General features: G+C 61.3%; 23 protein-coding genes. 14 read left to right on the top strand and 9 right to left on the bottom strand.

Translation table 11 applies throughout. The annotated features are described in order from the left end of the window. The first annotated feature begins 73 nt into the window (after nt 1–73). A complete protein-coding gene (locus HX868_RS17935) occupies nt 74–2,566 on the top strand; it encodes a fused MFS/spermidine synthase (RefSeq protein WP_177003809.1) in 2,493 nt (830 codons plus the stop codon). Nucleotides 2,567–2,609: 43 nt separating this feature from the next. On the opposite strand, the gene HX868_RS17930 is transcribed toward HX868_RS17935, so the two are convergent. Beyond that, complete coding sequence (locus tag HX868_RS17930) at nt 2,610–3,278, bottom strand: DUF3313 domain-containing protein (RefSeq protein WP_177003808.1); 669 nt, start codon at nt 3,276–3,278, stop codon at nt 2,610–2,612. Between the two features lie 172 nt (nt 3,279–3,450). On the opposite strand from HX868_RS17930, the gene HX868_RS17925 reads away from it, so the two are divergent. Further along, nucleotides 3,451–5,652, top strand: a complete 2,202-nt coding sequence (locus HX868_RS17925; RefSeq protein WP_177003807.1) for a tetratricopeptide repeat protein — start codon at nt 3,451–3,453, stop codon at nt 5,650–5,652. A 103-nt stretch (nt 5,653–5,755) separates the two neighbouring features. Here HX868_RS17925 and HX868_RS17920 read toward each other — a convergent pair whose 3' ends face one another. Beyond that, the gene (locus HX868_RS17920) at nt 5,756–6,250 is read right to left on the bottom strand and encodes a hypothetical protein (RefSeq protein WP_177003806.1); all 495 of its coding nucleotides are present in this window, start codon (nt 6,248–6,250) and stop codon (nt 5,756–5,758) included. Between the two features lie 166 nt (nt 6,251–6,416). On the opposite strand from HX868_RS17920, the gene ccoN reads away from it, so the two are divergent. The 3 genes from ccoN to HX868_RS17905 all read left to right on the top strand — a co-directional run bounded on the left by ccoN (nt 6,417) and on the right by HX868_RS17905 (nt 8,835). Further along, nucleotides 6,417–7,844 carry a cytochrome-c oxidase, cbb3-type subunit I gene (gene ccoN / locus HX868_RS17915; RefSeq protein ID WP_177003805.1) on the top strand — a complete coding sequence of 476 codons (1,428 nt, stop codon included), beginning with the start codon at nt 6,417–6,419 and terminating at the stop codon, nt 7,842–7,844. Further along, the gene (locus HX868_RS17910) at nt 7,828–8,055 is read left to right on the top strand and encodes a cbb3-type cytochrome c oxidase subunit 3 (protein ID WP_177003804.1); all 228 of its coding nucleotides are present in this window, start codon (nt 7,828–7,830) and stop codon (nt 8,053–8,055) included. Before ccoN ends, HX868_RS17910 begins: the two co-directional genes overlap by 17 nt. 90 nt (nt 8,056–8,145) lie before the next feature. Next, the gene (locus HX868_RS17905) at nt 8,146–8,835 is read left to right on the top strand and encodes an aspartate/glutamate racemase family protein (RefSeq protein ID WP_177003803.1); all 690 of its coding nucleotides are present in this window, start codon (nt 8,146–8,148) and stop codon (nt 8,833–8,835) included. On the opposite strand, the gene HX868_RS17900 is transcribed toward HX868_RS17905, so the two are convergent. Continuing rightward, nucleotides 8,832–9,344 carry a GNAT family N-acetyltransferase gene (locus HX868_RS17900; RefSeq protein ID WP_038851527.1) on the bottom strand — a complete coding sequence of 171 codons (513 nt, stop codon included), beginning with the start codon at nt 9,342–9,344 and terminating at the stop codon, nt 8,832–8,834. The genes HX868_RS17905 and HX868_RS17900 overlap by 4 nt on opposite strands. Nucleotides 9,345–9,557: 213 nt before the next feature. Here HX868_RS17900 and HX868_RS17895 point away from each other — a divergent pair, with 213 nt between their 5' ends. From HX868_RS17895 to HX868_RS17880, 4 genes are all read left to right on the top strand, one after another. After that, nucleotides 9,558–10,529, top strand: a complete 972-nt coding sequence (locus HX868_RS17895) for a helix-turn-helix transcriptional regulator (protein ID WP_177003802.1) — start codon at nt 9,558–9,560, stop codon at nt 10,527–10,529. A 99-nt stretch (nt 10,530–10,628) separates the two neighbouring features. Then, nucleotides 10,629–11,504: a transporter gene (locus HX868_RS17890; protein ID WP_177003801.1), complete on the top strand. Its 876-nt coding sequence runs from the start codon at nt 10,629–10,631 to the stop codon at nt 11,502–11,504. Between the two features lie 21 nt (nt 11,505–11,525). Continuing rightward, nucleotides 11,526–12,677, top strand: a complete 1,152-nt coding sequence (locus HX868_RS17885) for an MFS transporter (RefSeq protein WP_177003800.1) — start codon at nt 11,526–11,528, stop codon at nt 12,675–12,677. Continuing rightward, complete coding sequence (locus tag HX868_RS17880; RefSeq protein ID WP_177003799.1) at nt 12,674–13,786, top strand: class II histone deacetylase; 1,113 nt, start codon at nt 12,674–12,676, stop codon at nt 13,784–13,786. The genes HX868_RS17885 and HX868_RS17880 overlap by 4 nt, the downstream gene beginning before the upstream one ends. Here the strand turns inward: HX868_RS17880 and HX868_RS17875 are convergent. Both HX868_RS17875 and HX868_RS17870 read right to left on the bottom strand, forming a co-directional pair. Continuing rightward, a complete protein-coding gene (locus HX868_RS17875) occupies nt 13,783–14,925 on the bottom strand; it encodes a glycerate kinase (protein WP_177003798.1) in 1,143 nt (380 codons plus the stop codon). The genes HX868_RS17880 and HX868_RS17875 overlap by 4 nt on opposite strands. Nucleotides 14,926–15,016: 91 nt before the next feature. Further along, complete coding sequence (locus HX868_RS17870) at nt 15,017–16,123, bottom strand: sugar diacid recognition domain-containing protein (protein WP_177003797.1); 1,107 nt, start codon at nt 16,121–16,123, stop codon at nt 15,017–15,019. Nucleotides 16,124–16,284: 161 nt separating this feature from the next. Here HX868_RS17870 and HX868_RS17865 point away from each other — a divergent pair, with 161 nt between their 5' ends. Beyond that, complete coding sequence (locus HX868_RS17865; RefSeq protein ID WP_177003796.1) at nt 16,285–17,595, top strand: MFS transporter; 1,311 nt, start codon at nt 16,285–16,287, stop codon at nt 17,593–17,595. A gap of 100 nt (nt 17,596–17,695) precedes the next feature. Here HX868_RS17865 and HX868_RS17860 read toward each other — a convergent pair whose 3' ends face one another. Next, entirely contained in the window at nt 17,696–18,400 is a 705-nt protein-coding gene (locus tag HX868_RS17860) for an SDR family oxidoreductase (RefSeq protein ID WP_177003795.1), read from the bottom strand. A 101-nt stretch (nt 18,401–18,501) separates the two neighbouring features. Here HX868_RS17860 and HX868_RS17855 point away from each other — a divergent pair, with 101 nt between their 5' ends. The 3 genes from HX868_RS17855 (at nt 18,502) to rarD (ending at nt 21,587) form a co-directional block, all read left to right on the top strand. Further along, nucleotides 18,502–19,404, top strand: coding sequence for a LysR family transcriptional regulator (locus tag HX868_RS17855; RefSeq protein ID WP_177003794.1), 903 nt, complete (start codon nt 18,502–18,504; stop codon nt 19,402–19,404). A 79-nt stretch (nt 19,405–19,483) separates the two neighbouring features. Beyond that, a complete protein-coding gene (locus tag HX868_RS17850) occupies nt 19,484–20,494 on the top strand; it encodes an aldo/keto reductase (protein ID WP_177003793.1) in 1,011 nt (336 codons plus the stop codon). Between the two features lie 211 nt (nt 20,495–20,705). Next, nucleotides 20,706–21,587 carry an EamA family transporter RarD gene (gene rarD / locus HX868_RS17845; RefSeq protein ID WP_177003792.1) on the top strand — a complete coding sequence of 294 codons (882 nt, stop codon included), beginning with the start codon at nt 20,706–20,708 and terminating at the stop codon, nt 21,585–21,587. 52 nt (nt 21,588–21,639) lie between these two features. On the opposite strand, the gene HX868_RS17840 is transcribed toward rarD, so the two are convergent. From HX868_RS17840 to HX868_RS17830, 3 genes are all read right to left on the bottom strand, one after another. Continuing rightward, entirely contained in the window at nt 21,640–22,854 is a 1,215-nt protein-coding gene (locus HX868_RS17840; RefSeq protein WP_246355544.1) for a dermonecrotic toxin domain-containing protein, read from the bottom strand. 172 nt (nt 22,855–23,026) lie between these two features. Beyond that, entirely contained in the window at nt 23,027–24,103 is a 1,077-nt protein-coding gene (gene hppD, locus HX868_RS17835) for a 4-hydroxyphenylpyruvate dioxygenase (RefSeq protein ID WP_177003791.1), read from the bottom strand. 245 nt (nt 24,104–24,348) lie between these two features. Next, nucleotides 24,349–25,272 carry an EamA family transporter gene (locus HX868_RS17830; RefSeq protein WP_177004058.1) on the bottom strand — a complete coding sequence of 308 codons (924 nt, stop codon included), beginning with the start codon at nt 25,270–25,272 and terminating at the stop codon, nt 24,349–24,351. A gap of 77 nt (nt 25,273–25,349) precedes the next feature. Here HX868_RS17830 and HX868_RS17825 point away from each other — a divergent pair, with 77 nt between their 5' ends. Continuing rightward, a complete protein-coding gene (locus tag HX868_RS17825; protein WP_177003790.1) occupies nt 25,350–26,219 on the top strand; it encodes a LysR family transcriptional regulator in 870 nt (289 codons plus the stop codon). Nucleotides 26,220–26,275 lie beyond the last annotated feature (56 nt).

Raw genomic sequence — 26,275 nt, 5'->3', positions numbered from 1 at the left:
ATTGATCTGATACACCGCGATCGCCGGCAAGCCGGCTCCTACATCGGTTCTCTGCATGCTCTGGAATTTGGTAATGACCTCACGCACCGCCAGCAAGCCCATTGAAACCACTGCAACCTTCTCGATCCTGATCCCCGCCCTCCTCCTGTTCCTCTCCGGCGGCGCGGCGTTGGTGTATCAGGTGCTATGGATCAAGCAGCTGTCCCTGGTGGTGGGCGTCGAGGTGTATGCAATTACCACGGGTATCAGCGCCTTTTTTGCCGGGCTGGCAGTGGGAGGCTGGCTGTTCGGACGGTTGGCGGACCGCTTTGCGCGGCCGCTGTTGTTGTATGCAGGTCTGGAATTACTGGTTGCCCTGCTCGGGGTTGGCGCGACGCTGGCCCTGGGCGTGGCGGCCGAACCGTTTGCCTGGTTGGAACACCGCATTGGCCTGCTGGCCTGGGCGTTGCCGTTTGCCCTGGTCGGCCTGCCGGCGGTGTTGATGGGCGGCACGTTGCCGGTACTGGTGCGCTCGCTGGGCGTCGACGCCAAGGGCTTGAGCCAGGCAGGTGGACGCCTCTACGCGGCCAACACCGCCGGGGCGATTGTCGGGACGTTGTTCACGGCATTTGTATTGATTGCCCAGTTTGGCGTGCGCGGCAGTGCGCTGGTGGCGGCGATGCTGAATCTGCTCGCTGCGGTGGGGGCAGTGTTGGCGGTGCGTCATCAAGCGCCTGTTGAGATCGCGCCGACGCGCCCTGTGCAACCGGCGCGACTGGCGTTGGTGCTGTACGCCATCGCCGGTGGCGTTGCCCTCGGCTATGAGGTGGTGTGGTCGCAGTCCATCGTGCAATTCATGAGTACCCGCACGTATGCGTTCGCCGTGGTACTTGCCACCTACCTCACCGGGTTGTTCATCGGCAGCCAGTTGATGTCAGGTCGTGTAGAACGTCTTCGCGATCCCTGGGGCGTGTTCGGCCTGCTGATTGCGGGCGCAGGTTTGGTGGCGTTGCTGGAAGTCGCGCTGTTGGGGCGCTGGCTGGTACTGCTGCAAACCCAGGCCGAAGCGCTGGTGCTGGGCCTGGGCGCAAGCGAGCTGCCGGGGATGAGCGCACGTTTTTCAGTGGCGGCATTGTGCATCGTATTTGTGCCGACCTTACTGCTGGGCGCGGCGTTCCCCGTGGCGTTGCGCTTGAGTGTGGGCAATCGGCATGTTGGCCGTGACGTGGGCGCGGTGGTGGCATTCAATACCTTGGGCGGGATTATCGGGGTGATGCTGTGCGGGTTCGTATTGATCCCGTGGTTGGGGTTGGTACGGACCTTGGGCGTGTTGGCCGTGGTGGCTGGCGTCGTCGGGTATCTGGCGGTACGCCGTGGCCAGGGTGTTAAAAAAGGTCGGCGTCAGGCAGTGATTACACTGGGGCTGGTGTCGCTGGCGGTCGCACTGATGACCCCCGTGGATCGCCTGGCCAAGTTGCTGCCCGGTGCGCGCAACGCCAGCCTGGCATTTTACCAGGAAGGCCGTGGTGCGACGGTGGCGGTGGTTACCCAAGGCCAGGGCGTACGGGCCTTTCAGCGTCTGTATATCCAGGGCGTCTCCAACACCGGCGACGCCATGCCGTCGCTGCGTTATATGCGGATCCAGGCGCTGTTGCCGCTGCTGATTCACAACGCCGAGCCCAAGTCCGCACTGGTGATCGGCTTTGGCACTGGCATCACGGCGGGCGCGTTATTGCGCTATCCAGGCCTGGAACATCGAGTGGTGGCTGAACTGTTGCCCGCGGTGGTGCAAGCCGCGCCCTTGTTCAAAGGCAACTACAACGCCGCTGGCGATCCCGGTATTGACCTGCGCTTGCGCGACGGTCGCCAGGAACTGCTCCGCAACCCGCAAGCCTACGACCTGATCACCCTGGAACCCCCGCCACCCTCCGCTGCCGGCGTGGTGAACCTGTATTCCCAGGACTTCTATCAACTGGCGGCCTCGCGCCTGGAAAAGAACGGCTTGCTCGCGCAATGGTTACCGCTGCCGACGCAAAACATCGACGACTCTCGCGCCTTGGTGCGCAGCTTCCTCAACGTGTTCCCGTACGCGTCGCTGTGGACCAGCGAGTTCCACGAGATGCTGCTGGTGGGCTCCCTTGAGCCGATCAGCCTGGATGCCGAACGCATTCGTCAGCGCTTCGAGCAACCTGGCGTAAGCGGCGCCTTGGCAGACGTTGGTATCGACTCGGCGGCGACCTTGCTGGCGACCTGGGTCACCGATCGCCAGGGCCTTGAGCGGTTTGCCGCAGATGCATTACCGGTCACCGACGATCAACCGCGTATCGAATACGCGCCCTGGGTGCGCAGCAAGGAAATCACCCGTGTACTGCCGGCCTTGCTCGATCTGCGGGTGCCCGTGCCGCTGATCAATGCGGATGAGACTTTCGCTCGCACACTGGCTGCCGAGCAACAACGCCTGATGCAGTTCTACCGTGCCAGCCTGCATGCCTACGACGGCGACCGGGATGCCTGGGGGCGGGATATGCGAGAGGTCATACGCGGGGACGGCGCCAATCCCTATTTCCGTTGGTTTGGCGGTCAGTGAAGCGGTGGTGAGGGCGCGTAGGCCCTCACCCCTCAAGGACTTTCTAGTGTTTGAGCTTGACGTATGACTGATGCAGGTCCGACGCCCAACCGTCGATCACGCTTTTCACATCGTCGGCCTTCATCACCTGGGACTCATTGGCCAGCGGCTTGCCAGTGCCTTTGCGCACCACCTGAGCGATCACCTTGCCGTTTGCGCCGTCGAGGAACTGCGCCTCGGTGCCCAAGGTGGTTTCCTGGTCACGATGGCCGGACGCAGTGCTGACCGTCGCGACGACCAGCGCTACGGGGATGTATTCATACGGCGCGAGACCTTCGGTCTTGCTGCTCACGGCGGTGATCGCCGCCCGCACCACGATCACACCCGGCCCGGGCGCATTGGCCAGCGGCAGGGATTTCTCCAACTCACGCTTGAGCGCCTGGTTGTAATAGGTGTTGATGCCGTTCAGGGTGCTTTCCGGGATTTTCGCCGTGGCCTGGGGCTTGGGGTAGAACTGGGTCGGTTCGACGAACACCGCGTGATAGCGGCTGAGATCCAGCTTGGGATCGACCCAGCGCATCACCTCGGCCCCCGAAGGCGACTTGGCTTGCTTGAGCTGGCTGTAGTCCGAGAGAAAGCCGGAATACTCATCCGGTGAAGTGACCTTGCTGGCACAACCTGCCATGGCGACCGACGCCACGCACAGCGTGCTGATCATTAGCCTTAGTTTCATCATTGAACTCCCTGGCGATCATCATCGAAACAGTGAGCTGTAGGTATAGCCAATCCTGGGGAATTAACCTCATTTGTGCGGCCTGTTTGACAGACCTCCCCTCAGCGTCAAAGCTGCACAGAGCTTAAGCGCGCCAATAGAGCGTCCACGCATCAAGACAACGGAAGTCGGAATGCCCAAGCCCAAAAAAGAACACGCCGCGCCTCACCGTGATTCACCCCGTCGCTACCTGTACCCCATTTTGATTGTGTTGCTGTTGTTGACCATGGCCGGGACCTGGTTCTTCCTGCAGGCCAGTACGCCTCGGTTGCCGGCGCCGGTGGTGGTCGCCAAGCCGGTCATCATGCCCCCGGCAACTATGGTCGATGAGCAGCAGTGCCAGGGCTGCCATCAAGCCCAGGTCAAGGATTGGCAGGGCTCCCACCATCAACTGGCGATGCAACTGGCCACACCGCAGACCGTACCGGCGGACTTCAACGACGCGAGCTTTGCCGGTGAAGGCGAAACCACGCGGTTCTTTCGCCGGGGCGATGAATTTTGGGTCAACACGCCCGGCAGTGACGGCCAAGTGGCCGATTTCAAGGTGACCTACATCTTTGGCATCGCGCCGTTACAGCAGTACCTGATCGACGTCGGTGGCGGTCGCCTGCAAGCCCTCGGCCTGGCTTGGGATACCCAACAAAACCGCTGGTTTCACCTGTATCCCGGCCAAGGTGTGAACTTCAAGAACCCGCTGCACTGGAGCAACCCCAGCCAGAACGCCAACTTCATGTGCGTGGAATGCCACACCACCGGCTACAAGCGCAACTTCGATGCGCAGAACAACACTTTCGACAGCCAATGGAACAGCCTCGGCGTCGGTTGCCAGGCGTGCCATGGCCCGGCCTCCAACCACCTGCAATGGGCGGCGAAAAAAGGCGACCTGTTGCACGCAGGCTTTGCCGTGGACCTCAAAGACAAGGACGCCACCGTCGAACTGGAAACCTGCGCGCGCTGCCACGCACGGCGCGCGCCCCTGGGCGATGGTTTTACCGTGGGTAAACGCCTGATGGACGACTACCTGCCCAGCGTGCTCACCCGCGAGCTGTATGCCCTGGACGGCAAGATCAAGGATGAGGTGTTTGAACACGGCTCCTTCGCCCAAAGCAAAATGGCCGAAAAAGGCGTGCGTTGCAGCAACTGCCACAACCCCCACAGCAATGAACTCAAGGCGCCGGGCAATGCGGTGTGCCTGCAATGCCACAACACCGCAGGCAAAACCCCGATTACCACGGTGGATGGCCGTGGGCTACAGGCCAAAAATTATGATGCTCCTGAACACACCGGCAAACCTGTCGGCCAGCCGGGTTCGTTCTGCGTCGACTGCCACATGCCGGGCAAGGTCTACATGGGCAATGACTTGCGCCATGACCACAGCTTCAGCATCCCCGCCGGGGCACGCGATGTGCTGAAAGCGCCGACTTACGCCGAGAGCATGGTGTTGATTCGCGGCGGCCAAGCCGGTGCGGCCCAGGCGCTGTATGAGCAGTTGGCGCGTAGCAATCTGCCGCCGATCCAACGCGCGACGTTGCTGGTGGAACTGCCCAACTATCCGAGTGAACAGGCGTTGAAACTGGCGACAAAGGATCTCACTCACCCTGCCCCGCAAGTGCGCGAAAGTGCAGTGCGTGCCATCAGCGCCCTGCTGCCGCCAGCGGAACGCGTCACCCTCTACACGCCCTTGCTCCGTGATCCCGTGCGCGCCGTGCGGATCCTTGCCGCGCGTGACCTGTTGAGCGTCCCCGGCCAGGGCTCCGCCTGGGACAGCGCCATCGCTGAATACGAACAGGTGCAATCAAGCCTGCTGGAACGCGCCGAAGCCAACCTCAACCTGGCGATGCTCTACCAGGCCAGCGGCCGTGGCGACAAAGTGGAAGCGCAATTGCGCACGGCCCTGCTGCGCGATCCGGACTTCTTCCCGGCGCTGGTCACCCTGGCGCAGTGGCTGGAAGCCAACGGCCGCACGCCAGAAGCACGCGGCCTGATTGCTGATGAGTTGGCCCGGCACCCAGACGCCGCGCTATTGCAGCACACCCAAGGCTTGATGCTGATCCGCGCGGGCGACACGGCAAAAGCCATGCCCCATCTGCGCAACGCCGCCCGCATGGAGCCTGCCAACGGTCAGTTCGCTTTTGTACTGGCGGTGGCGTTGCATGACAGTGGCCATGTCGACGAAGCCTGCCAGCAATTGGAAGACCTGCTCAAGCGCCAACCGTATAACCGCAATGCGCGGTTGTCGTTGATCCAGTATTACCTGGAAAACGGACACGAGCCCAAGGCGCAGAAGGTGATGCAGAGCTGGAAAGCGCTCAACCCAAGCGACCCAGCCCTGTAGGAGCCGGCTTGCCGGCGATGGCCGTCAACGATAACGCGAGAAATCAGGATAACGGCGGCGTCCTTGCATTTTTCGCCGGCAAGCCGGCTCCTACAGGTGTGTTTCAAATGCGCTCGCGTGGAATCAGGCTCTGCAACTGCGACGCCAGGAAATTCGCGTCGAAACCAAAGGTGTCCGGGTCTTTCAGGCCATTGGTCTTCTTCCACAGCCAATCGTTTTTATCCGCCGGCAGCACCAGCGAAACACTGCCGTGCCGTGCGGCGGTCAAGCCCATGACTGACACAGAGATCAATCCACCCACACCCATCACGTCCGGCACGAATTCCACCGGTTTGCCGGTGATCTGCACCGTCAGTTTCTCGGTCTTGAACGTCGATGTCTCCACCGGCACGCTGGGGCCGCTGGCGACATAGGCTTCACGATGCACCTCCAGCAACCCGATCGTCTTTACCGGCTCAAGCCACTGCTCGATCTGGCCGAACAATTCACTGAGCTTCTGCGCCCAACGGGACGATTGCAGATCGAATTGCTGTTTTTTATGCGCTTCGCTGTCGGCGTAATGACGAAGCATCTCGCCCAGTTGCTGTACATCGTCCATTGCGGATCTCCTTGGGTGAGCCAGGTTGCGAAGCCCGATCATGGCAGATGCGGCCGCTGCACGTACGGCTTAAAACTGATCCGCAACAATGAGGTTTTTCTGAGCCTGTTTTGTTTTGCCCACGCTTCCTACAGTGCCGCCACTTGGAACCGTGGGAGGACTGAGCATGAGCACAGCAACAATCGGGCAGGCCTATAACTATAAAGTCGTCCGCCAATTCGTTATCGCCACTATCGTCTGGGGTGTGGTGGGCATGGCCATGGGCGTGTGGATCGCCTCGCAACTGGTGTGGCCGGAAATGAACCTGGACTTGCCCTGGACCACCTTTGGCCGCTTGCGGCCCTTGCACACCAGCCTGGTGATCTTCGGTTTTGCCGGCAGCGCGCAGTTTGCCGCCAGCTATTACGCGGTACAGCGCACCTGCCAGGTACGGCTGTTTTCCGATGGCCTTGCGGCGTTCACCTTCTGGGGCTGGCAGTCGGTGATCATGATCATGCTGATCAGCTTGCCGCTGGGCTACACCACCACCAAGGAATACGCCGAGATCGAGTTCTCCGGCGCGGTGTGGATGGCCGTGGTGTGGGTGGCCTATGCCATTGTGTTTTTTACCACCGTGGTACGGCGCAAAACCCAACACATTTACGTCGGCAACTGGTTTTTCGGCGCCTTTATCCTGGTGATCGCCATGTTGCATGTGGTCAATCACCTGGCGATCCCGGTGGATTGGTTCAAATCGTACCCGGTGTATTCCGGAGCCACCGATGCCATGGTGCAGTGGTGGTACGGGCACAACGCGGTAGGGTTTTTCCTCACGACTGGCTTTTTGGGGATGATGTATTACTTCGTGCCGAAACAAGTCGGACGCCCGGTGTACTCCTATCGCCTGTCCATCGTGCACTTCTGGGCGTTGATCACCCTGTATATCTGGGCCGGTCCGCATCACCTGCACTACACCGCCCTGCCGGATTGGGCGCAGTCATTGGGCATGGCCATGTCGCTGATTCTGCTGGCACCGAGCTGGGGCGGGATGATCAACGGCATGATGACCTTGTCCGGCGCCTGGCATAAGTTGCGCACCGACCCGATCCTGCGGTTCCTGGTGCTGTCCCTGGCGTTCTACGGGATGTCGACGTTCGAGGGACCGATGATGGCGATCAAGACTGTCAACGCCCTCTCCCATTACACCGACTGGACCATCGGCCACGTACACGCCGGCGCCCTGGGTTGGGTGGCGATGATCACTTTTGGCTCGCTGTACCACATGATCCCCAAAGTGTTCGGGCGCGAGCAGATGCACAGCGTGCCGCTGATCAACCTGCACTTCTGGCTCGCGACCATCGGCACCGTGCTGTACATCGCGTCGATGTGGGTCAACGGCATTACCCAAGGCCTGATGTGGCGGGCGGTCAACGATGACGGCACCCTCACCTACTCCTTTGTCGAAGCCTTGCAGGCCAGTCACCCGGGGTTTGTGGTGCGGTTTGCCGGGGGTGTGTTCTTTCTCACGGGGATGGTGCTGATGGCCTACAACACCTGGCGTACTGTGCGGGTCGCGGACTTGAAAATGGCGCAGCTCGATGCGCGGATCGCCTGAAGTGTGGGGCCTGCTGATGGTGGTGTGCCTGTACGGCGCGGTGGAGTATTGCCTGCGCGGGCAGTCGAACCAAAGCCTGGACGACGCCAGCCTGATGCCCTTTGCCGATGACCCGGAGGTGGCGCGGCGCGTGGAGCAGGCGACTGGCAAGCGGATCAACGCGGTGGCGCCGGAGGAAGCCAAGCCGGGTTGGGTCAACCTGGACATGTGAAACTGCACCGGTCATTTCGCGGCCAACTGCGTATGACTAATCCCTGGCCGATGGGTAAGGTGAAGCGACTTTCCTTGTCAGGAGCATCGCATGCGCACCATCGGCCTTATCGGCGGCATGAGCTGGGAGTCCAGCGCCGAGTATTACCGCATCATCAACCAGCGCGTGCGCGATCAGCTCGGCCCGCTGCGCTCGGCGCAACTGTTGATGTACAGCGTGGATTTCGGCCCGGTGGAACAGGCCCAGCACGCCGGCCGTTGGGATGACACCGCGCTGATCCTCGAAGATGCCGCGCGCCGTCTGCAAGCCGGTGGCGCCGAGTGTGTGGTGCTGTGTACCAACACCATGCATTTGGTAGCGCCGCGCATTGAAGCGGCGGTGTCGATTCCGTTCCTGCACATCGCTGATGCCGCGGGTGCGGCGGCCGTGGAAGCCGGCACGCTCACGGTCGGCCTACTCGGCACTGCGTTTACCATGGAGCAGGACTTCCTCAAGTCGCGCCTGGCGGCTCAGGGCTTGACCGTGCTGGTGCCCGAGGCGGACGAGCGCCAGGCCGTGCACCGGATCATCTATGAGGAGTTGTGCGTCGGCGTGATCAGCGATGCGTCACGCAAGGTCTACCAAGGCGTGATCGAGTCCCTGGCCGCACGCGGCGCCCAGGCGATCATCCTCGGTTGCACGGAAATCAGCCTGTTGATCAAGCCCGAGCACAGCGACCTGCCGTTGCTGGACACCACCGAGCTGCATGCGCAGGCTGCGGTGGCGTTTGCCCTGGGCTAAGCCGACTGGCGCAGGCGCGCCATGCTGACGGTGTCGACAAACTGGCCGTCACGCAGGGCGTAATCGCGCAACACGCCTTCGACCTCAAAGCCGAACTTGCGGTACAGCCTCTGTGCCGCTTCGTTGTCGGCGTACACCGTGAGTTCCACACGGCGCAGGTTCATCCAGTTATCGGCCACGTCCAGCGCCGCCGTCAACAAACGCGAGCCCACCCCTTTGCCCTGCCACGCGGTCGCCACGCCCATGCCGAATGAACCGACATGTGCCTGGCGTACCCGCAGGTACTGTTCCAGTCCGAGCTGGCCGATCACTTCACCGCCGTGCACAGCCACTAGCTGCAACCGCCGCTCGTTGTCCTGCACCAGCTTGTTACGCCACGCCTCGACCGACTGGAAAGGCATTTGCAGCACCTGACGGCACACGGCCGGTTCGTTATAGAGCGCGGCGACGCCTTCAAGGTGGGCCTCGGTGAAGCGCTGGATCACGATATGGGGTTCAGGTGTGTGCATCGTGTTTCATCCTTTGAAAGACAAGTGGCCGGCCAGTGTAGGAGGAATAGCATCGCGCTGACGACCCCGGAAACGTCCCACCTATCAATCGGCTGCATCCTGCATCTGAACGATAGCGGCCAGCCTCTGCTGCACCGATACTTGGGCCGGGCCCTGCGACCGGCCTCTAACCCGGTGACCACAACAATAAGAAAGTCCCACAGAGGAACGCTCATGCGCCGTCTTGAACCCACAAGTCTGTTGCAGGCCTTCAGCACGTTGATCCTGGATCTGCACCGACTGGCCCAGCACCAGGAGATCGAACATTTCCAACCGCAAGCTCTGGCGCGTATCAGCCAGGTATTGCCTTTCGACTGCGCCTGGTGGGGGCGCTCTGCGGTGATCGATAACCTGCCGGAAGAACACAGCAGTTGCTTGTATCAATTGCCGCCTGGTTATCTGACCGACTGGCAATCGATCCGCCATCTGGATGTGACCTTCGGCCGTACCCATGCGACGCCCGGGCAGGCTGTGATCGTTGATATGCGCGACCCCGGCAACGGTGCGGGTTTGAATTGGCTGGCAGAGCGTCATGGAATCGGTCAGTTGTTGTGCGTAATCCATATCGCCCCACACACCTGCCTCAGTGATCACTTGACCCTGTACCGCAAGCCGGGGGCCCTGGGGTTTACCGCGCAAGACTGCCTGCTGCTCGATAACCTGATGCTGCATCTGGTGGCGGCCGTGTCGGCGAACCAGATCCGCACGCTGGTGGCCATGCGTGAAACCCTTACCCACCCGCGAAACCTGGCGCTGGCGGTCTGCGATGCACGGGGAGTGTTGCAATGTACCGAGCGCGGCTTTGTCGATTTGTTGCTCAGTGAATGGCCGGGCTGGAGTGGCCCGACGTTACCCGTGCCCGTGGACGAGCGTGGCTATGAAGGCAAGCGCATCCATCTCCAGGTCTGGGGGGTGGGTGATCAATGGCTGCTCGCGGCACGGGGCCAGCGTGTACTGCACCAGCTCAGCCCGCGGGAAAACGACGTCGCCCAAGGCTTTGGCGAGGGCAAGACCTACAAGGAAGTCGCCCGCGACCTGGGCTTGTCGCCCAATACGGTGCGCCATCACCTGCGCGCCATCTACAGCAAGCTCGGGGTCAAGGACAAAGCGCATATCGCGCACTTGATGCACGCCCCGCCCGACTGACCCGCCGCGCTTTTCCCGTTGGCTCTAACACCGTCGTCTTGACGGTCACGGGCAGCTTTTGCCCGTTTTCAGCTGCGCCATAACAAGAGACGCCTTGCCATGACCTACACCCATCTGCGTCATCTACCGCTGCTGCTGGGGGGCACGCTGCTGTGCCTCGACAGCCAGGCCGCCGACCTTAACGCCCGCGACTTTTTCGGCGCACCGTCCGGCACCAGCCTCGGCGTGTTGTACCTGCCGGCCACGCGCGCCCAAGACTTCCGTGGCCCGGCCGACAGCACGGGCAAGGCCGAGCTCAAGGTCAATGCCATGGCCTACCGCCAGGTGTATTTCACCGACGCGTGCGGCACCCTGTGCACCCCACAATTGATCCTGCCTTTTGCCGACATTGATGCGCGCCTGCCAGGGGCGAGCCGGCGCACCGGCGAAAGCGGGTTTGGCGACCCTCAAGTGGGTGGCACGCTGTTTTTAATCAACGATCCGACGTCGCGCACTTACAGCGGCCTGTTAAGCCTGATCACCCTGCCGGTGGGCGAATACCACAGCACAAACCCCGATGTATCCCCCGGCGCCAATCGCTGGGGCGCGACCTTTGTCTACAACTACACCCAGGGCATCGGTGAGAACTGGGTGCTGGAAGCCAACCTCGAAGCCCAGCTGTATGGCAAGAATGACGATTATTTTGGCAGCGAGCTCAAGCAAGACCCGCTGTATCGCCTGCAAGCCTTTGCCTCCTACGACTTCACGCCCGCCACCTATGGCGCACTGCGCCTGATCCAGGCCACGGGCGGCGCATTGCGTATCAACAATCGGTCGATCGACGACACCCGCAAGCGCTACACCCAGGTCGGGTTCGAGGTCGGGCATTGGCTCGATAAGCAAAACCAAGTGATGTTCAGCCTTTCGCAAAACGTCGCCACCACCAACGGTTACGCAGGAACCGACGCGTTGTTGCGCCTGGTCCATGTGTTCTGACCTCTGTCTTGGAGCTTGAATATGCACGACTCCTCCCCTACACCCTGGCGGCGGCTGACGGCTATCGTGCTGTTTGCCGCGATCACGCCGACCATCCTGATGACCGCCCCAGCCGTGGGCGCGCAACTGGCCGTCCAATGGCAACTGAGCCCGGCGCAGATCGGCGACTTGTTTTCCGTCGAACTGGGCGCAATGAGCCTGGCGACCCTGCCGGCCTTCTGGTGGCTGCGCTGCGTGAACTGGCGAGTGGCAGCCTTGGCCGCGGCCGTGCTGTTCATTGCCGCCAACCTGCTGTCGACGCTGGCCGACACCTACGTCCAGCTGCTGATCCTGCGCTTGTTCAGTGCGTTGGCGGGCGGTTCGTTGATGATCATCTGCCTGGCCAGCGCGGCAACCACCGCCAACCCCAGCCGTGTCTACGGTTTGTGGGTGATGGGGCAGCTGATCGTCGGTGCCGTGGGCCTCGCGGTATTACCAGGTTTATTCGAACGTTATGGACTGCAGAGCGGCTACCTGATCTTGGCGGGAATGATGGCGCTGCTGCTGCCGCTGGTACGCGGTTTTCCTTGCGCGCACGCCGCGCCACAGGCCATCAGGACGGCAGTGACTGGCACACGAGTGAAAGCCGTGCTCGGTGTCGCTGCGGTGCTGGCTTTTTACATCAGCCTTGGTGGGGTCTGGACGTTTATCGGTGCCCTCGGCGCCAGCGCCGGGATTTCCGCGCAACACAGTGGCGAGATACTGGCGATTGCGACCGTGATGGGCATCGCCGGCGCAGCCTGCGCGTCACTGATCGGCGCCCGCCTGCCGCGCCTGTCATTGCTGCTGGCGGGCTACGCGTTAATGGCGGCAGCGGTGCTGCTTCTGCTGGGCCAGCCCACACTGGTGCGCTTTGCCCTGGCGGCGCTGCTGTTCAAATTCGCCTGGACTTTTATCTTGCCGCTGATCCTTGCTTGCCTGGCCGACCTTGATCACAGCGGCAAGTTGATGAACGCGTCGAACCTGGTGATCGGCGGTGGCCTGGCCATCGGTCCGGCGATAGCCGGCCGGCTGATCGAGGCCAGCGGCGGCTTCGCCGTGCTGTTGGTCGGTGGCGCCGTGATCACCCTTCTGTCGCTGGTATTGATTCTTGCCAGCCGTCCTGGACCTGTCGTTGAAATGGAGCCTGTATGAACCGAACCACCGCGTTTTTCTTTGATGAAATGAGCCTTTGGCACAGCGCCAGCGCCCATGCATTGACCTTGCCCGTGGGCGGTTGGGTACAGCCACCGGCCGGCAGCGGGCATGCCGAATCACCCGAAACCAAGCGGCGCATGAAAAGCCTGCTGGATGTGTCCGGGTTGGGTCATCACCTGCACATGCACAGCGCTGCGCCAGCGAGCGAAGCCGACTTGCTGCGCGTCCACGGCCATGCGTACCTGCAGCGTTTCAAGGCGTTGAGCGATGCCGGCGGTGGCGACCTCGGGCCGCAGGCGCCGATAGGCCCGGGCAGCTATGAAATCGCCCGGCTTTCGGCCGGCCTGGCGATGGCCGCCGTCGACGCCGTGCTCAAGGGCCTGGCGGATAACGCTTACTCATTGTCACGCCCACCAGGCCATCACTGCCTGGCGGACAGCGCCATGGGTTTCTGCTTCCTGGCCAACATTGCCATCGCCATCGAAGCGGCCAAGGCGCGCAACGGCCTGGGCAAGGTCGCGGTGATCGACTGGGATGTGCACCATGGCAACGGCACCCAATCGATCTTCGAGGCGCGTGCGGATGTGCTGACGATCTCGCTGCATCAGGACGGTTGCTATCCGCCCGGTTACAGCGGCGAGCAGGACCGTGGCCGTGGCGCCGGGCTGGGGACGAATATCAATATCCCCTTGCCACCGGGCAGTGGACACGACGCTTACCTGCACGCGATGACACGGATCGTGGTCCCGGCATTGGAGCGTTTCCAGCCGGAACTGATCATTGTCGCCTGTGGCTTTGACGCCAACGCTGTCGACCCGCTGGCGCGCATGTTGCTGCACAGCGAATCCTTCCGCCTGATGACACGCTGCGTACGCCTGGCGGCCGAGCGCCTGTGCCAGGGGCGGCTGGTGCTGGTGCACGAAGGCGGCTACAGCGAAGCCTATGTACCGTTTTGCGGGTTGGCGACGCTGGAAGAGTTGTCGGGTGTGCGCACGGCGGTGGACGATCCGATGCTCGCACTGGTCGAGCTGCAGCAGCCCAAGGCCGCGCTGCTGGCGTTTCAGAAGCAATGGATCGACCATCTGGCAAGCGAGATGCTTGACTAGCCTTTGGACGATGCCAGTCGCCACACCCGCGCAATGTCCGAGGCCCGCTCACGGAGCAGGCGTGGCGCCTCGCTGCACGCCTGTTCCAGGCTCATCGGCCCGGAAGGCAAGGCAAACGCTGCGTCCACGCCGTGGGCGTACATCTGCTCATAGCCCTCGCCCAGCGTGCCGGCAATCACGATGACTGGCACGTTGTGTTGCTGGGCGATGCGCGCCACGCCGAACGGGGTTTTACCGCGCAGGGTCTGGGCATCGAAGCGGCCTTCACCGGTGATGACCAGGTCGGCGCCGCGCACGGCTGCGTCCAGGCCAACCAGTTCGGCCACTACCTCGACACCCGCACGGAACTGCGCGCCCAGGAAGGCCTTGGCGGCAAAGCCCAGCCCACCCGCAGCGCCGCTGCCAGGTTCGTCGCGTACATCTTTAGGCAGCACCTTCGCGCAGTGGTCGGCGAAGTGTCTGAGGGCGGCGTCCAGCAGTTGGACTTGCTCGGGATTTGCGCCTTTTTGCGGGCCGAATATCGCCGACGCACCGTGGGGGCCGCACAGCGGGTTGTTGACGTCGGCGGCGATTTCAAAGCGGACCTGGGCCAGGCGTGGGTCCAGATGTTCAAGGCTGATCTGCGCCAGCCGGGCCAGGGCCAGGCCGCCGGCGGGTAGCGCTTGATGTTCGGCGTCGAACAGTTGCGCGCCGAGCGCCTGCATTGCGCCTGCGCCGCCATCGTTGGTGGCACTGCCGCCAATCGCCAGGATGATGCGCTGGGCGCCAGCATCCAGAGCGGCGCGGATCAGTTCGCCGGTGCCATAGGTGGTGGTCTTGCAGGCGTCGCGCTGGCCCGGCGGGACTAACTGCAAACCGCTGGCTTCGGCCATTTCGATGATTGCAGTGTGGCTGTCGGCCAACCAGCCCCAATGTGCGTCGACGGCTGCGCCAAGCGGGCCGCGTACACTGTGGTGACGCAACTCGCCATTGCAGGCTGCCAGCACCGAATCCACCGTGCCTTCACCGCCATCCGCCATCGGGCACTGGATCAACTGTGCATCCGGCCAAACCTGGGCCAACCCTTCGGCAATGGCCTGGGCGACGCCTTCGGCACTCAGGCTGTCCTTGAACGAGTCGGGGGCGATGATGATTTTCATGGGCTTTCTCCGGTTTTTATGATGCCCATGCTGCCAGTTGGCAGGGCTGCTGACCCCGGTCAGATGCACAAGTGCGGCGGCGCTTTGTTGTTCATTCCGACAAAGCCTGGGGCAGTAGCTGTACGCCCAGGTAGAGGGCGAGCATGCCGTCCAGAGTCAGTGGGTCGACGCCACTGAGTTCGGCAATGCGCTCCATGCGGTAACGCAGGCTGTTGCGGTGAATACCCAAGGCGTCCGCACAGGCCTGGCTTTGCCCGTCATATTCGCACCAACTGCGCAGCGTCGCCTGCAACTGACCATTGCTGTCCTTGGCCAGCACTTTACGCAGCGGGTTGAGCAGTTCATCGAGCGCGTCGTCATTGCGATGGCGCCAGAGCATAACGGGCAAGCGATAGCGATTGAGGGTCAGCAGGCGCGACTGCGGCAACACATCACGACCATAGGCAAGCAGATCACCGACACGCCGATAGCAACGGCGCAGCCCCGCCAGACCGTCCGCTTGCCCACCCACGGCAACGCGCAGGATGTTCCAACCGAGGCCGTCGAGTTTTTCCAGCAAGCGCGGGTTGTCGACCTGCACGGATGCCGGCCGGCACCACAGCAATGAGTATTGCGCCGAGCTGACACACCAGCTGTCCGGATAACGCGAGGTCAGCCACGTACTCAGGGCTTCCGCCGATTGCCCCGCGCCCAGTTCGAACAGGTACGGTGTGCGCGGCAGCTGCGGCTTGAGCCCCAGTTGCTGGGCTTCGTCCACCAGGCGCGGCGAATCGCCGCTTTCAGCGAGCAGCAAGGCCAGCAAATCATCACAGCGCTGGCGCCGCCACTGTTGCTCGGCCTGCTGGTGACGATGGCTGACCAGCATTTCGGCGGTCATGCGCACCAGTTCAGCGTAGGTGCGCAGGCCTTCCGGTTCGCCGGTGATGCCGAGCACACCGATCAGGCGCCCGTCATGCAGCAGCGGCAGGTTGATGCCCGGTTGTACACCCTTGAGGTGCTTGGCGGTCTGGCCGTCGATTTCCACCACCCGGCCGTTGGCGAGCACCAGTTGTGCCCCTTCATGGCGAGTGTTGATACGCTCGGGCTCACCACTGCCGAGGATCAGGCCCTGGCTGTCCATGACATTGACGTTATAAGGCAGGATCGCCATGGTTCGATCGACGATATCCTGCGCCAGGTCATGATCCAGCTCGAACATGGGGTTAAATTCCTTAAAAAGCGCGGTTGTTCATCGGCACAGCGCAAAGCCGGGTTCGCTGTGCGCAAGCACAAAGACAGCGGCCTGCCAGGTGGCCGAGACTCAGTGGGCGATCAACGTTACCCTCGCATCGCGAAAAATCATAATAAAGAGAGACTGCCATGTCACAGAGCGCCACGACCCCACTGGCCAACGATGACGATAAATACGCCATCTACAAGCGCATTACCCTGCGCCTGATCCCCTTCATTTTCATCTGCTATCTGTTCAATTACCTCGACCGGGTAAACGTTGGCTTTGCCAAGTTGCAGATGCTCGATGCGTTGAAATTCAGCGAAACCGTGTACGGCCTCGGCGCCGGGATCTTCTTCATCGGCTACGTGCTGTGCGGCGTACCGAGCAACCTGGCGTTGACCAAGTTCGGTCCACGGCGCTGGATCGCATTGATGATGATCGTCTGGGGCACGCTGTCCACCTGCCTGCTGTTCGTCACCACGCCGACACATTTCTACACCTTGCGCCTGTTTACCGGTGCCGCCGAAGCGGGCTTCTTCCCCGGCGTGGTGCTGTACCTCTCGCAGTGGTTCCCGACCTTCCGCCGTGGGCGGATCATGGCGCTGTTCATGTCAGCGATCCCGGTTTCCGGCTTGCTCGGCAGCCCGTTCTCCGGCTGGATCCTCAACCACTTCGCCGCTGGCCAAGGTGGCCTCGCGGGTTGGCAGTGGATGTTCCTGCTGCAAGGCATCCCGACTGTCGTGCTGGGCGCCCTCGCCTACTTTCTGCTCAGCGACAGCTTTGCCAACGCCAAGTGGCTCAAGCCCCACGAACGTGCGGTGTTGGAAGCCGATCAGGCCACCGACCTGGCGAACAAGCCAAAGACCACCACCGACTCCCTGGCGGAAGTGTTCAAGAACCCGGCGATCTGGGCGTTCGGCCTGATCTACTTCTGCATCCAGAGCGGCGTGTATGCGATCAACTTCTGGTTGCCGTCGATCATCAAGAACCTGGGTTTCAGCGATAACCTGGTGATCGGCTGGTTGAGTGCGATCCCTTACCTGCTGGCGGCAGTGTTTATGTTGCTGGTAGGCCGCTCCGCCGACTTGCGCAAGGAACGTCGCTGGCACTTGGTGGTGCCGATGTTGATGGGCGCTGTCGGGCTGGTGATCGCGGTGAACTTCGCCACCACCCCGGCCATTGCCATTCTCGGCCTGACCATCGCCACCATGGGCGCCCTCACCGGCCTGCCGATGTTCTGGCCAGTGCCCACCGCGATGCTCAGTGCCGGCGCGGCAGCAGGTGGGCTGGCGTTGATCAACTCCATGGGCCAGATGGCCGGCTTCCTCAGCCCGTATATCGTCGGCTTTGTGAAGGATGCCACCGGGTCTACGGATGTGGCGCTGTACCTGCTGGCAGCGGTGATCGTTGCCGGCAGTGTGTTGGCGCTGCGAATGACGCGAACCCTGAAGGCTTAAACCGCCACCGGTAGGAGCCGGCTTGCCGGCGATGAGGCCCAGAAGCCTTACGGCGCTCCAACGGGCGCCATCGCCGGCAAGCCGGCTCCTACAGATCCCGTCAGAGCAGACCGCCGCCGTCGATATCAATGACGGCGCCGGTCATAAAGCCGTTCTCCATCGCCAGCACATACCCCGCCGCAACCTCCTCCGCCTGCCCCACTCGCCCCACCGGCAGCGCGCCACCGGCCTTGGCAAACATCGCCAAGCGCTGATCTTCTGCAAGCCCCGCATAGGCCGGTGTATCAATCACGCCAGGGCTGATCGCATTGACCCTACGCGGCGCCAGTTCCTTGGCCAATTGCTTGACCAGCGCTTCGGTCGCGGCGTTGATGCCCGTCTTGATGAACTGCCCCGCCACGGATTTACGCCCCAATTGCCCAGAAGTCAGGCTGATACTGCCGTGCTCGTTCAAAAATGGCAGCGCCAACTGGATCGCCCGCAGTGAGCCCCACAGTTTTACGTTGAAGTTTTCTTGGGCTTCGACCAGGTCGGTTTCGATCAGGGTTTTGGCGCGAACGCTTGGCCCCGAGGTGTAGACCAAGTGGTCAAAGCGCCCGACAGCTTCGAACAGGCGTTGCAAGGAGGCCGCATCCGTGACGTCGACGGGCTCGCTGCGCAGGCCGTTATCGACGCCGCTCACCAGGCGTCGCCCAGCCAGCACCACCTGCGCCCCCCGCGCAGCGGCGGCCTTGGCCACGGCGGCACCGATGCCGCTGCTGCCGCCGATCACGATGACGGTTTTGCCGTTGAGGGAATAAGTCATGGGGAAGAGTCCTGTTTGAAAAAGTGAGCGTTTATCTTCCCAGCTTGGCAATCCGCGAAAAATCCCGGTAAAACGACAAGATCTTTAAAGGATTTTTACAAATGAGTTCGATCCTCGACCTTGAAGTCTTCGTGCGCACCGCCGATACCGGGAGCCTGTCCGCCGCCGCCCGTGGCCTGGGCCTGACCCCAGCAGCAGCGAGCATCGCCCTCAAACGCCTGGAAACCCGCCTGGGTATCCGCTTGCTGGCACGCTCGACGCGCAGCATGCGCCTGACCGAGGAAGGCCAGCGTTACCTCGACAGCGTGCGCGTGGCACTGGCGGCGTTGAGCGAAGGCGAACAAGCGCTCAAACAGCAGAGCCAGGGCTTGAGTGGGTTGCTGCAACTGGCTGCACCGTCGGATTTCGGGCGCAATGTGGTGCTGGGCTGGCTGGATGAATTCAGGGCTGAACACCCGAATATCCGCCTGCAATTGATGTTGAACGACAGTAACGCCGATCTATTCCGCGAAACCGTGGACATCGCCCTGCGTTTCGGTGTGCCCCAGGACTCCAGCCTGGTGGCACTGCCCATCGCGCCTGATCACCATCGCGTCGCTTGCGCCAGCCCCGCCTACCTGGCGCGCCACGGCACACCGCGCGAGCCGATGGAACTGTCCACGCACAGTGCGCTGCGGTACATGCGCCAGGGCCAGGTAAGCAAGACGTGGCGGTTTCGCCAGGGTGATCAGCTACAGGAGGTTGAAGTGACCGGTGATTTCCTCAGCAATGACGGTGAAATCGTCCGCCGCTGGGCGCTTGGCGGGCACGGCATCGCCTATAAAGCCAGGCTCGACGTGATCGGCGATATCGCCGCCGGCCGCCTGGTGCCCCTGTTCGAAGACTGGCAAGGGGAGCCGGCGCCGTTCAACCTGATGTGCCCTCACCGCTTGCAGGTGTCGGAGCGGGTGAAGGTGCTGCACCGTTTTTTACAGCAGCGCTGCCAGACGTTACTGAGTAGGTGAAGAAACGCGCGCAGGGCTTGTCCCAGAGCGGCTGAGTCTGGTATTGCATGGGGACGTTTCCCGCCTTGAGGAGTTATCCATGATTTACCGCACATTGGGCCAGTCCGGGTTGAAGGTCAGCGCCTTGACCCTGGGCACCATGATGTTTGGCGAACAGACCAACACCGAGGACTCGCTGCGCATCATCGACAAGGCCTGGGACCAGGGCATCAACTTTATCGACACGGCGGACGTCTACACCGGCGGCCGCTCCGAGGAAATCGTCGGCGAAGCCATTGTGCGCAATCGCCAGGATTGGGTGGTGGCGTCCAAGGTTGGCATCGGCCCGGTGGACGGCTTGCCCAACCGCAGCGGCTTGAGCCGCAAGCGCATTTTCAACGCGCTGGAGGCCAGCCTGACACGCCTCGATACCGACTACCTGGACATCTACTACTTGCACCGTGAAGACCACAACACGCCGCTGGAAGTGACGGTGTCGGCGATTGGCGACCTGATCCGCCAGGGCAAGATCCGCTACTGGGGCCTGTCCAACTATCGCGGTTGGCGCATCGCCGAGGTGATTCGCGTCGCCGAGCGCCTGGGCGTCGACAAGCCGGTGATCAGCCAGCCGTTGTACAACATCGTCAACCGCCAGGCCGAAGTGGAGCAGATCACCGCGGCAGCCGCCTACGGCCTGGGTGTGGTGCCTTACAGCCCACTGGCCCGTGGCGTGCTTAGTGGTAAATACGCCCCGGACGTTACCCCCGAAGCCGGCAGCCGCGCGGCGCGCCAGGACAAACGCATCCTGGAAACCGAATGGCGCGTGGAATCGCTGCGCATCGCCCAGCAGATCCAGCAGTACACCCAAGGGCGTGGTGTGGGGATTGTCGAGTTTGCGATTGCCTGGGTACTGAACAACTCGGCGGTCAGCTCGGCGATTGTCGGGCCACGTACCGAGGCGCAGTGGGATGCCTATATTGGCGCGCTGGAGGTGAAGATCACCGCGGACGATGAGGCGTTTATTGATTCACTGGTGACGCCGGGACATTCGTCTACGCCGGGGTTCAATGACGTGGGGCACTTTGTTTCCGGTCGCGTGCCACGCGCATAACCCCTCCACCCTGTAGGAGCGAGCTTGCTCGCGAAGAACGCAAGGACACCACGGGCTACCTGTTAGCGCTGCGTAATCGTTGACGTTCTTCGCGAGCAAGCTCGTTCCTACAGGATTTTCCTGAAAAACGCCCCAAAACAGCGCAACCCTCTCCCGCCAAAAGCTCCATAATCCCCTCATCTTTTGTATCAACGATTTTCGCGAGGACAGTGTGTCTAAAGGTGTTGTTTTATCGGTCTTGGCCTCGGTGCTGTTTGCCGTGATGTATTACTTCACATCATTGCTCACGCCCTTGAGCGGCCTGGAAATTTTCGGCTGGCGCATGTTGCTCACCGTGCCGTGCATGACGGTGTTCATGATCGTGAGTGGCGAATGGCGGCGGGTCGCAGAGCTGCTGAGCATACTGGCGGCCAAACCTCGGCTGATCGGCGGTGTGTTGCTGTCGTCGGCCTTGCTCGGTGTGCAGCTCTGGTTGTTTATGTGGGCACCGCTGAATGGGCGCAGCCTGGATGTGTCGGTGGGCTACTTCCTGCTGCCGCTGACCATGGTGCTGACCGGACGTCTGGTTTACGGCGACCGTTTGTCACGGCTGCAGCAGATCGCGGTATTTTTTGCCGCGCTCGGTGTGCTCAACGAGTTGTACCAGGCGGGTGGTATTTCCTGGGCGACACTGGTGGTGATCATCGGTTACCCGATCTATTTTGTAGTGCGCAAGCACCTGGCCACTGATCACTTGGGCGGCCTGTGGCTGGATATGGCGCTGATGCTGCCGGTAGCCTGGTGGTTTGTGCAGCACGGCGAACAAGGCTTTGCCGTCATGGACACTCATCCGAAACTGTATACGTTGATTCCAATACTGGGGGTCATCAGTGCCTCGGCGCTGGTGAGCTATATCGTTGCCAGCCGCTTGCTGCCCTTCAGCCTGTTTGGCCTGCTCAGTTATGTAGAGCCTGTGCTGCTGTTGGGTGTGGCATTGATCCTGGGGGAAGGGATCAAGGGTGGCGAGTGGTTCACCTACATCCCGATCTGGCTGGCGGTGATGGTGCTGGTATTCGAAGGTTTCAAGCACTTGGTGCGTCAGCGCAGGACGTGATAGGCGGTTGTCGTGGGGGCGTCCATACCCCGCTGGGTGAATAGCCCGGGACTTAGCGCGCGGTCACCTGAGTATCGGTGTCAGGCGCTGGCGGGCCGAACTCCTCCAGAATGTCTGCAAGGGTATCCAACCGTTCCCTGGTAGTACCGTAATTGGATATACGGCTTTGCAGCTCATCACCAACCTTTTCAAGGTACTGATCCATCGTTTCCTTGTCGACGCCAAAAACCTTGCCCAGTCGGTTGTCATGGTTCAACTGCACCAAGGTGCCTTTGACGGGGTTTTTGGCAATTTCTTCGACGGAATACGCCACGTCGGAGGGCACCCCAAACACCATCAACGCAGTTGCTAGCCCCTCCCCTGGGTTTCGCAGGTGCCGGATAAATTCGTGAAAGAGTCCACTCCGGTTATTGGCACCGACGTTGTCGAGGCTCTGGGCTGCCGTTTCTCGGGTGAATTGCTTCAATGTCATCGGCACGAGCGGTTCATGGTTGTTCAGGCCGTTTCGCACAAAATAGAAGGTGTCTTTATCGCTGGCTCCGTGCAGGTTTCCGTAGGCATCGTACTTGTAAAGCATCTGCTGTCCATCCGCCATATACCCTTTATAGGTGGGGTTGCCCTGGCGGTCGAACCCGAAAAAGTGTGTATCGGTCAAACCGTTTACGGGCACAGGTGGACGGGTGATATCTTTGCCCAACCGCGTGAAAATATCCCCCTTTTCGTAACCATAACTGCCGACCACAGCGTTGATATCACCTTCGGCAAACCGTTCGAGCGTGTCCTTGACTCTCGCCTCTCCATTGGGCATAGCCTCATGGGAGAAATGCGCAGCAAACGTGTCACGTTTTTCTGGATCACTGGCTTGCTCCTTGACCCAGGCGGTCAGTTCCTCAGCGGTTGTGAACTCATGGAAGGACGGGCCATCGGCATCGGGTACATACAGCAAAAAATTTGGCCCTTCGTCCGTAGCGGGTACACGCTTGGTCAGCACGATGTCACTGCTCTGGATGCCGTCGACTGCAAAGGTTGAAACCTGTACACCCGGCGCCCCGGCTTTGTTCGGCGCAACTGTCGCCTTTGCCAGCTTCAGCCCTTCTTTACTCAATGAACCGTCCAGAAACTCCTCTTCCGCCCGCTGAGTGTACGTATGGCGCGCCCGGTCAATGGGATCCCAGCTGTCGGCTGACCGCACGCTACGTACGGATGAAGTTTGGTCGGCATTTGCGCCAATAATCGTGTTTTGGGAATGCAATGTATCGATTCGCATAGAACGTACCTTTTCAAAGGCCCAACGTGGGCATTCACTGCATCAGCAAGCAGGAGGATTCCTGTTGCCTTGCCCTCTATGTGCACTTCGATTGACGTCCCGTTCCATTCCCTTAACAATAAAAAGCCCGGTAAAACAGTGTCCTACCGGGCTTGGCCATACGCTGTAATGATCAGTCAGTCGTCAACACACCACGGCGCACCTGGTCGCGTTCGATGGACTCGAACAGCGCCTTGAAGTTGCCCTCGCCAAACCCATCATCGCCCTTGCGCTGGATGAATTCGAAGAACACCGGGCCCATCAGGGTTTCCGAGAAGATCTGCAGCAGCAGACGCTTGTCGCCTGCCACTGAAGAGCCGTCCAGCAGGATGCCGCGTGCCTGCAATTGATCCACCGGCTCGCCGTGGTTCGGCAGGCGGCCTTCGAGCATTTCGTAATAGGTGTCCGGCGGTGCGGTCATGAAGCGCATGCCGATCTTCTTCAATGCGTCCCAGGTCTTGACCAGGTCGTCGGTGAGGAACGCCACGTGCTGGATGCCTTCGCCGTTGAACTGCATCAGGAACTCTTCGATCTGCCCCGCGCCCTTGGACGACTCTTCGTTCAGCGGGATGCGGATCATGCCGTCTGGCGCGCTCATGGCCTTCGAGGTCAGGCCGGTGTATTCGCCCTTGATGTCGAAATAGCGCGCCTCACGGAAGTTGAACAGTTTTTCGTAGAAATTGGCCCAGTAGACCATACGGCCGCGATAAACGTTGTGGGTCAGGTGGTCGATGACTTTAAGGCCCGCACCGACCGGGTTGCGCTCCACGCCTTCGAGGTACACGAAGTCGATGTCATAGATCGAGCTGCCTTCGCCGAAACGGTCGATCAGGTACAGCGGCGCACCACCGATGCCCTTGATCGCCGGCAGGTTCAGCTCCATCGGCCCGGTTTCGATATGGATCGGCTGTGCGCCGAGTTCCAGGGCGCGGTTGTAGGCTTTTTGCGAGTCCTTGACGCGGAACGCCATGCCGCACACCGACGGGCCGTGTTCGGCCGCAAAGTAGGAGGCAATGCTGTTGGGTTCATTGTTGAGGATCAGGTTGATCTCGCCCTGGCGGTACAGGTGCACGTTCTTGGAGCGGTGGGTCGCGACTTTGGTGAAGCCCATGATCTCGAAGATCGGCTCCAGGGTGCCCGGCGTCGGCGACGCGAATTCGATGAATTCAAAGCCCATCAGGCCCATTGGGTTTTCGTATAGATCTGCCATGGTGGCACCTCATCATTTTTGTAATAGACACAGTATTAGTGGCGAGCAAGGATGAGGTTGCAGGGTGGCGCGCAGGAAAGCCCTCGCACGCTGCGGGCGAGGAAGTCACCAAAGATGAGGGGGGAGCCGAGTAGCTTCATGATGTCATCAGTCTCTGACGGCTTAGGCTTGCGTGAGCGCAAGTCCATATTCTTGTATGCGTAAATCGATTCTACACAGCGTAACCGTATTTGTCCGTACTCTTATCAAATCCCCATTGCCCTGGCGCGTGCAAGGGGTTTGTTGCAGAGGTAGATACCGAGCAGGATCACTGCCCCGCCGGCGAGCATGGGCAGGCTCAACGTTTCATCCAGCAACAGAGCGCCACAGATCACGGCGGTGAGTGGGTTAAGCGCGATAAATACGCCGGAACGTGTCGCGCCGATTCGTCGGATACCGTCGTAATAACCAATATAGGCCAGCGCCGACCCCAATACTCCGAGGTACATCAAGCTCAGTCCTTGCGCGAGATGCACGCGGCCCATCGCCTCCGGCGAAAAGCGCCCCATGATCAGTGTGGTGATGGTAAGCATCAACGTTCCCAGCAGTATCGACCAAGTGACCGTCTGCAGCGGCCCCAGGCTCTGATTCAAACCACGGGAAAACAGTGAGTAGATGCCCCACCCCACTACACAGCCGAAGATCAGCACATCCCCACGCCACGTGTTGGCTGCTTCGCTCAATACCTGGGGGTTGCGACTGACGATGACCATGGCGGCCCCCGCCAGACACAGCACGATCCCCGCGACCTTGCTGGCACCCAGACGCTCCTTGAACAACCACCAGGACGCCAGGCCGATCACGGCCGGGTTCAGCGCCACGATTAATGAGGCGCGCGATGCGTTGATAGACTGCAATCCGTAGAAGAAACACAGGTTGTAGAAAAAGATGCCGAAGAAACCCAGCATCGTCAGTTGCAGTAGCTGGCGCGGGTTTGGTCGGACCAACGGAATGCGTGCCAATCCTAGAAACACCAGCAATGCCAGGCTGGCCAGCGCAAACCGCAGGCTGGCTGCCAGCAACGGGTCGAGCGTCCCGCCCAGATAGCGACCGGCCACGAACGTGCCGCCCCAGATCATGGTGACGGCGGCCAACTTCATATAAGTGATGCGATCTGAGCTGGAATGCACGGGATAAAACTCGAATGGCTTGAGGATGTGCGCATTCTTCTGGTAATACGGTGTCATCGTAAAATGAGTGATTACTCATGACCCTGACCCAACTCGAAATCTTTTCACTGGTGGCCGAGCTGCAAGGCTTTACCAGCGCCGCTCACCGCCTCGGCATCAGTCAATCGGCGGTGTCCCACGCGATTAAAGGCCTGGAGCAGGAGCTGGGGGTGGCGTTGTTCAGGCGCCACCAGGCGCAGGTCGAGCTGAGCGATATCGGCACGCAGTTACTGGGGCGCGCTCGGGCCATGCTGGGCCTGGCGAACACCTTGCAACAGGAAGCCGCAGACGCCCGCGGCATGAAACGCGGGACGCTGCGCATCGGCTCCTTCGGCCCGACCTCATCGAACTACCTGCTGCCGAAGATCCTCAACCGATTCCGCCAGGAGTATCCGGGTATCGAGGTACACGTTGATGAAGGGCCGGACAGGCAAGTCATCCAATGGCTCGACGAACGCCGGATTGATATCGGCTTTGTGGTGCTGGAACAGGAGCGCTTCGACACGTTCCCACTGTTCGAGGACCAGATGGTGGCGCTGCTGCCGGCTGAACATCAGCTGGCCGCCCGTGAACACGTTAGTCTCAAGGATTTGTGCAACGACCCTTTTGCGCTGACTGAAGCCGGTTCCACTGAGCTGGTGATGCGACTGTTCAACGAGGCGCGTCTGACCCCGACTGTGCGTTATCGCTGCTCGCAACTGCTGAGCACCCTGGAAACTGTCAGTCGGGGCGATGCCGTGAGCGTGGTGGCGCAGGCGTCGTTGCCCGCAGGGGGCGATCCTCGCTACGTGCAACGGGCGTTATCGCCACAAGTGCCACGCCAGGTTGGCCTTGCCGTACTGGACCGGCGCCTGTCTTCCCCGGCGGCGCTCGCCTTTATCCGAATTGCCCAGGGGGTGGATTTATAATGCCGCGTACTGGCCAAATGGGCAGGTGCCGCGAGCTTATTTCGGGCGGGCCATCT

Source organism: Pseudomonas reactans, assembly GCF_013385825.1.
In the GTDB taxonomy this organism is placed as follows: domain Bacteria; phylum Pseudomonadota; class Gammaproteobacteria; order Pseudomonadales; family Pseudomonadaceae; genus Aquipseudomonas; species Aquipseudomonas reactans.
Note: the sequence above shows the minus strand (reverse complement) of the source record. Positions and strands in the feature narration are given on the sequence as shown.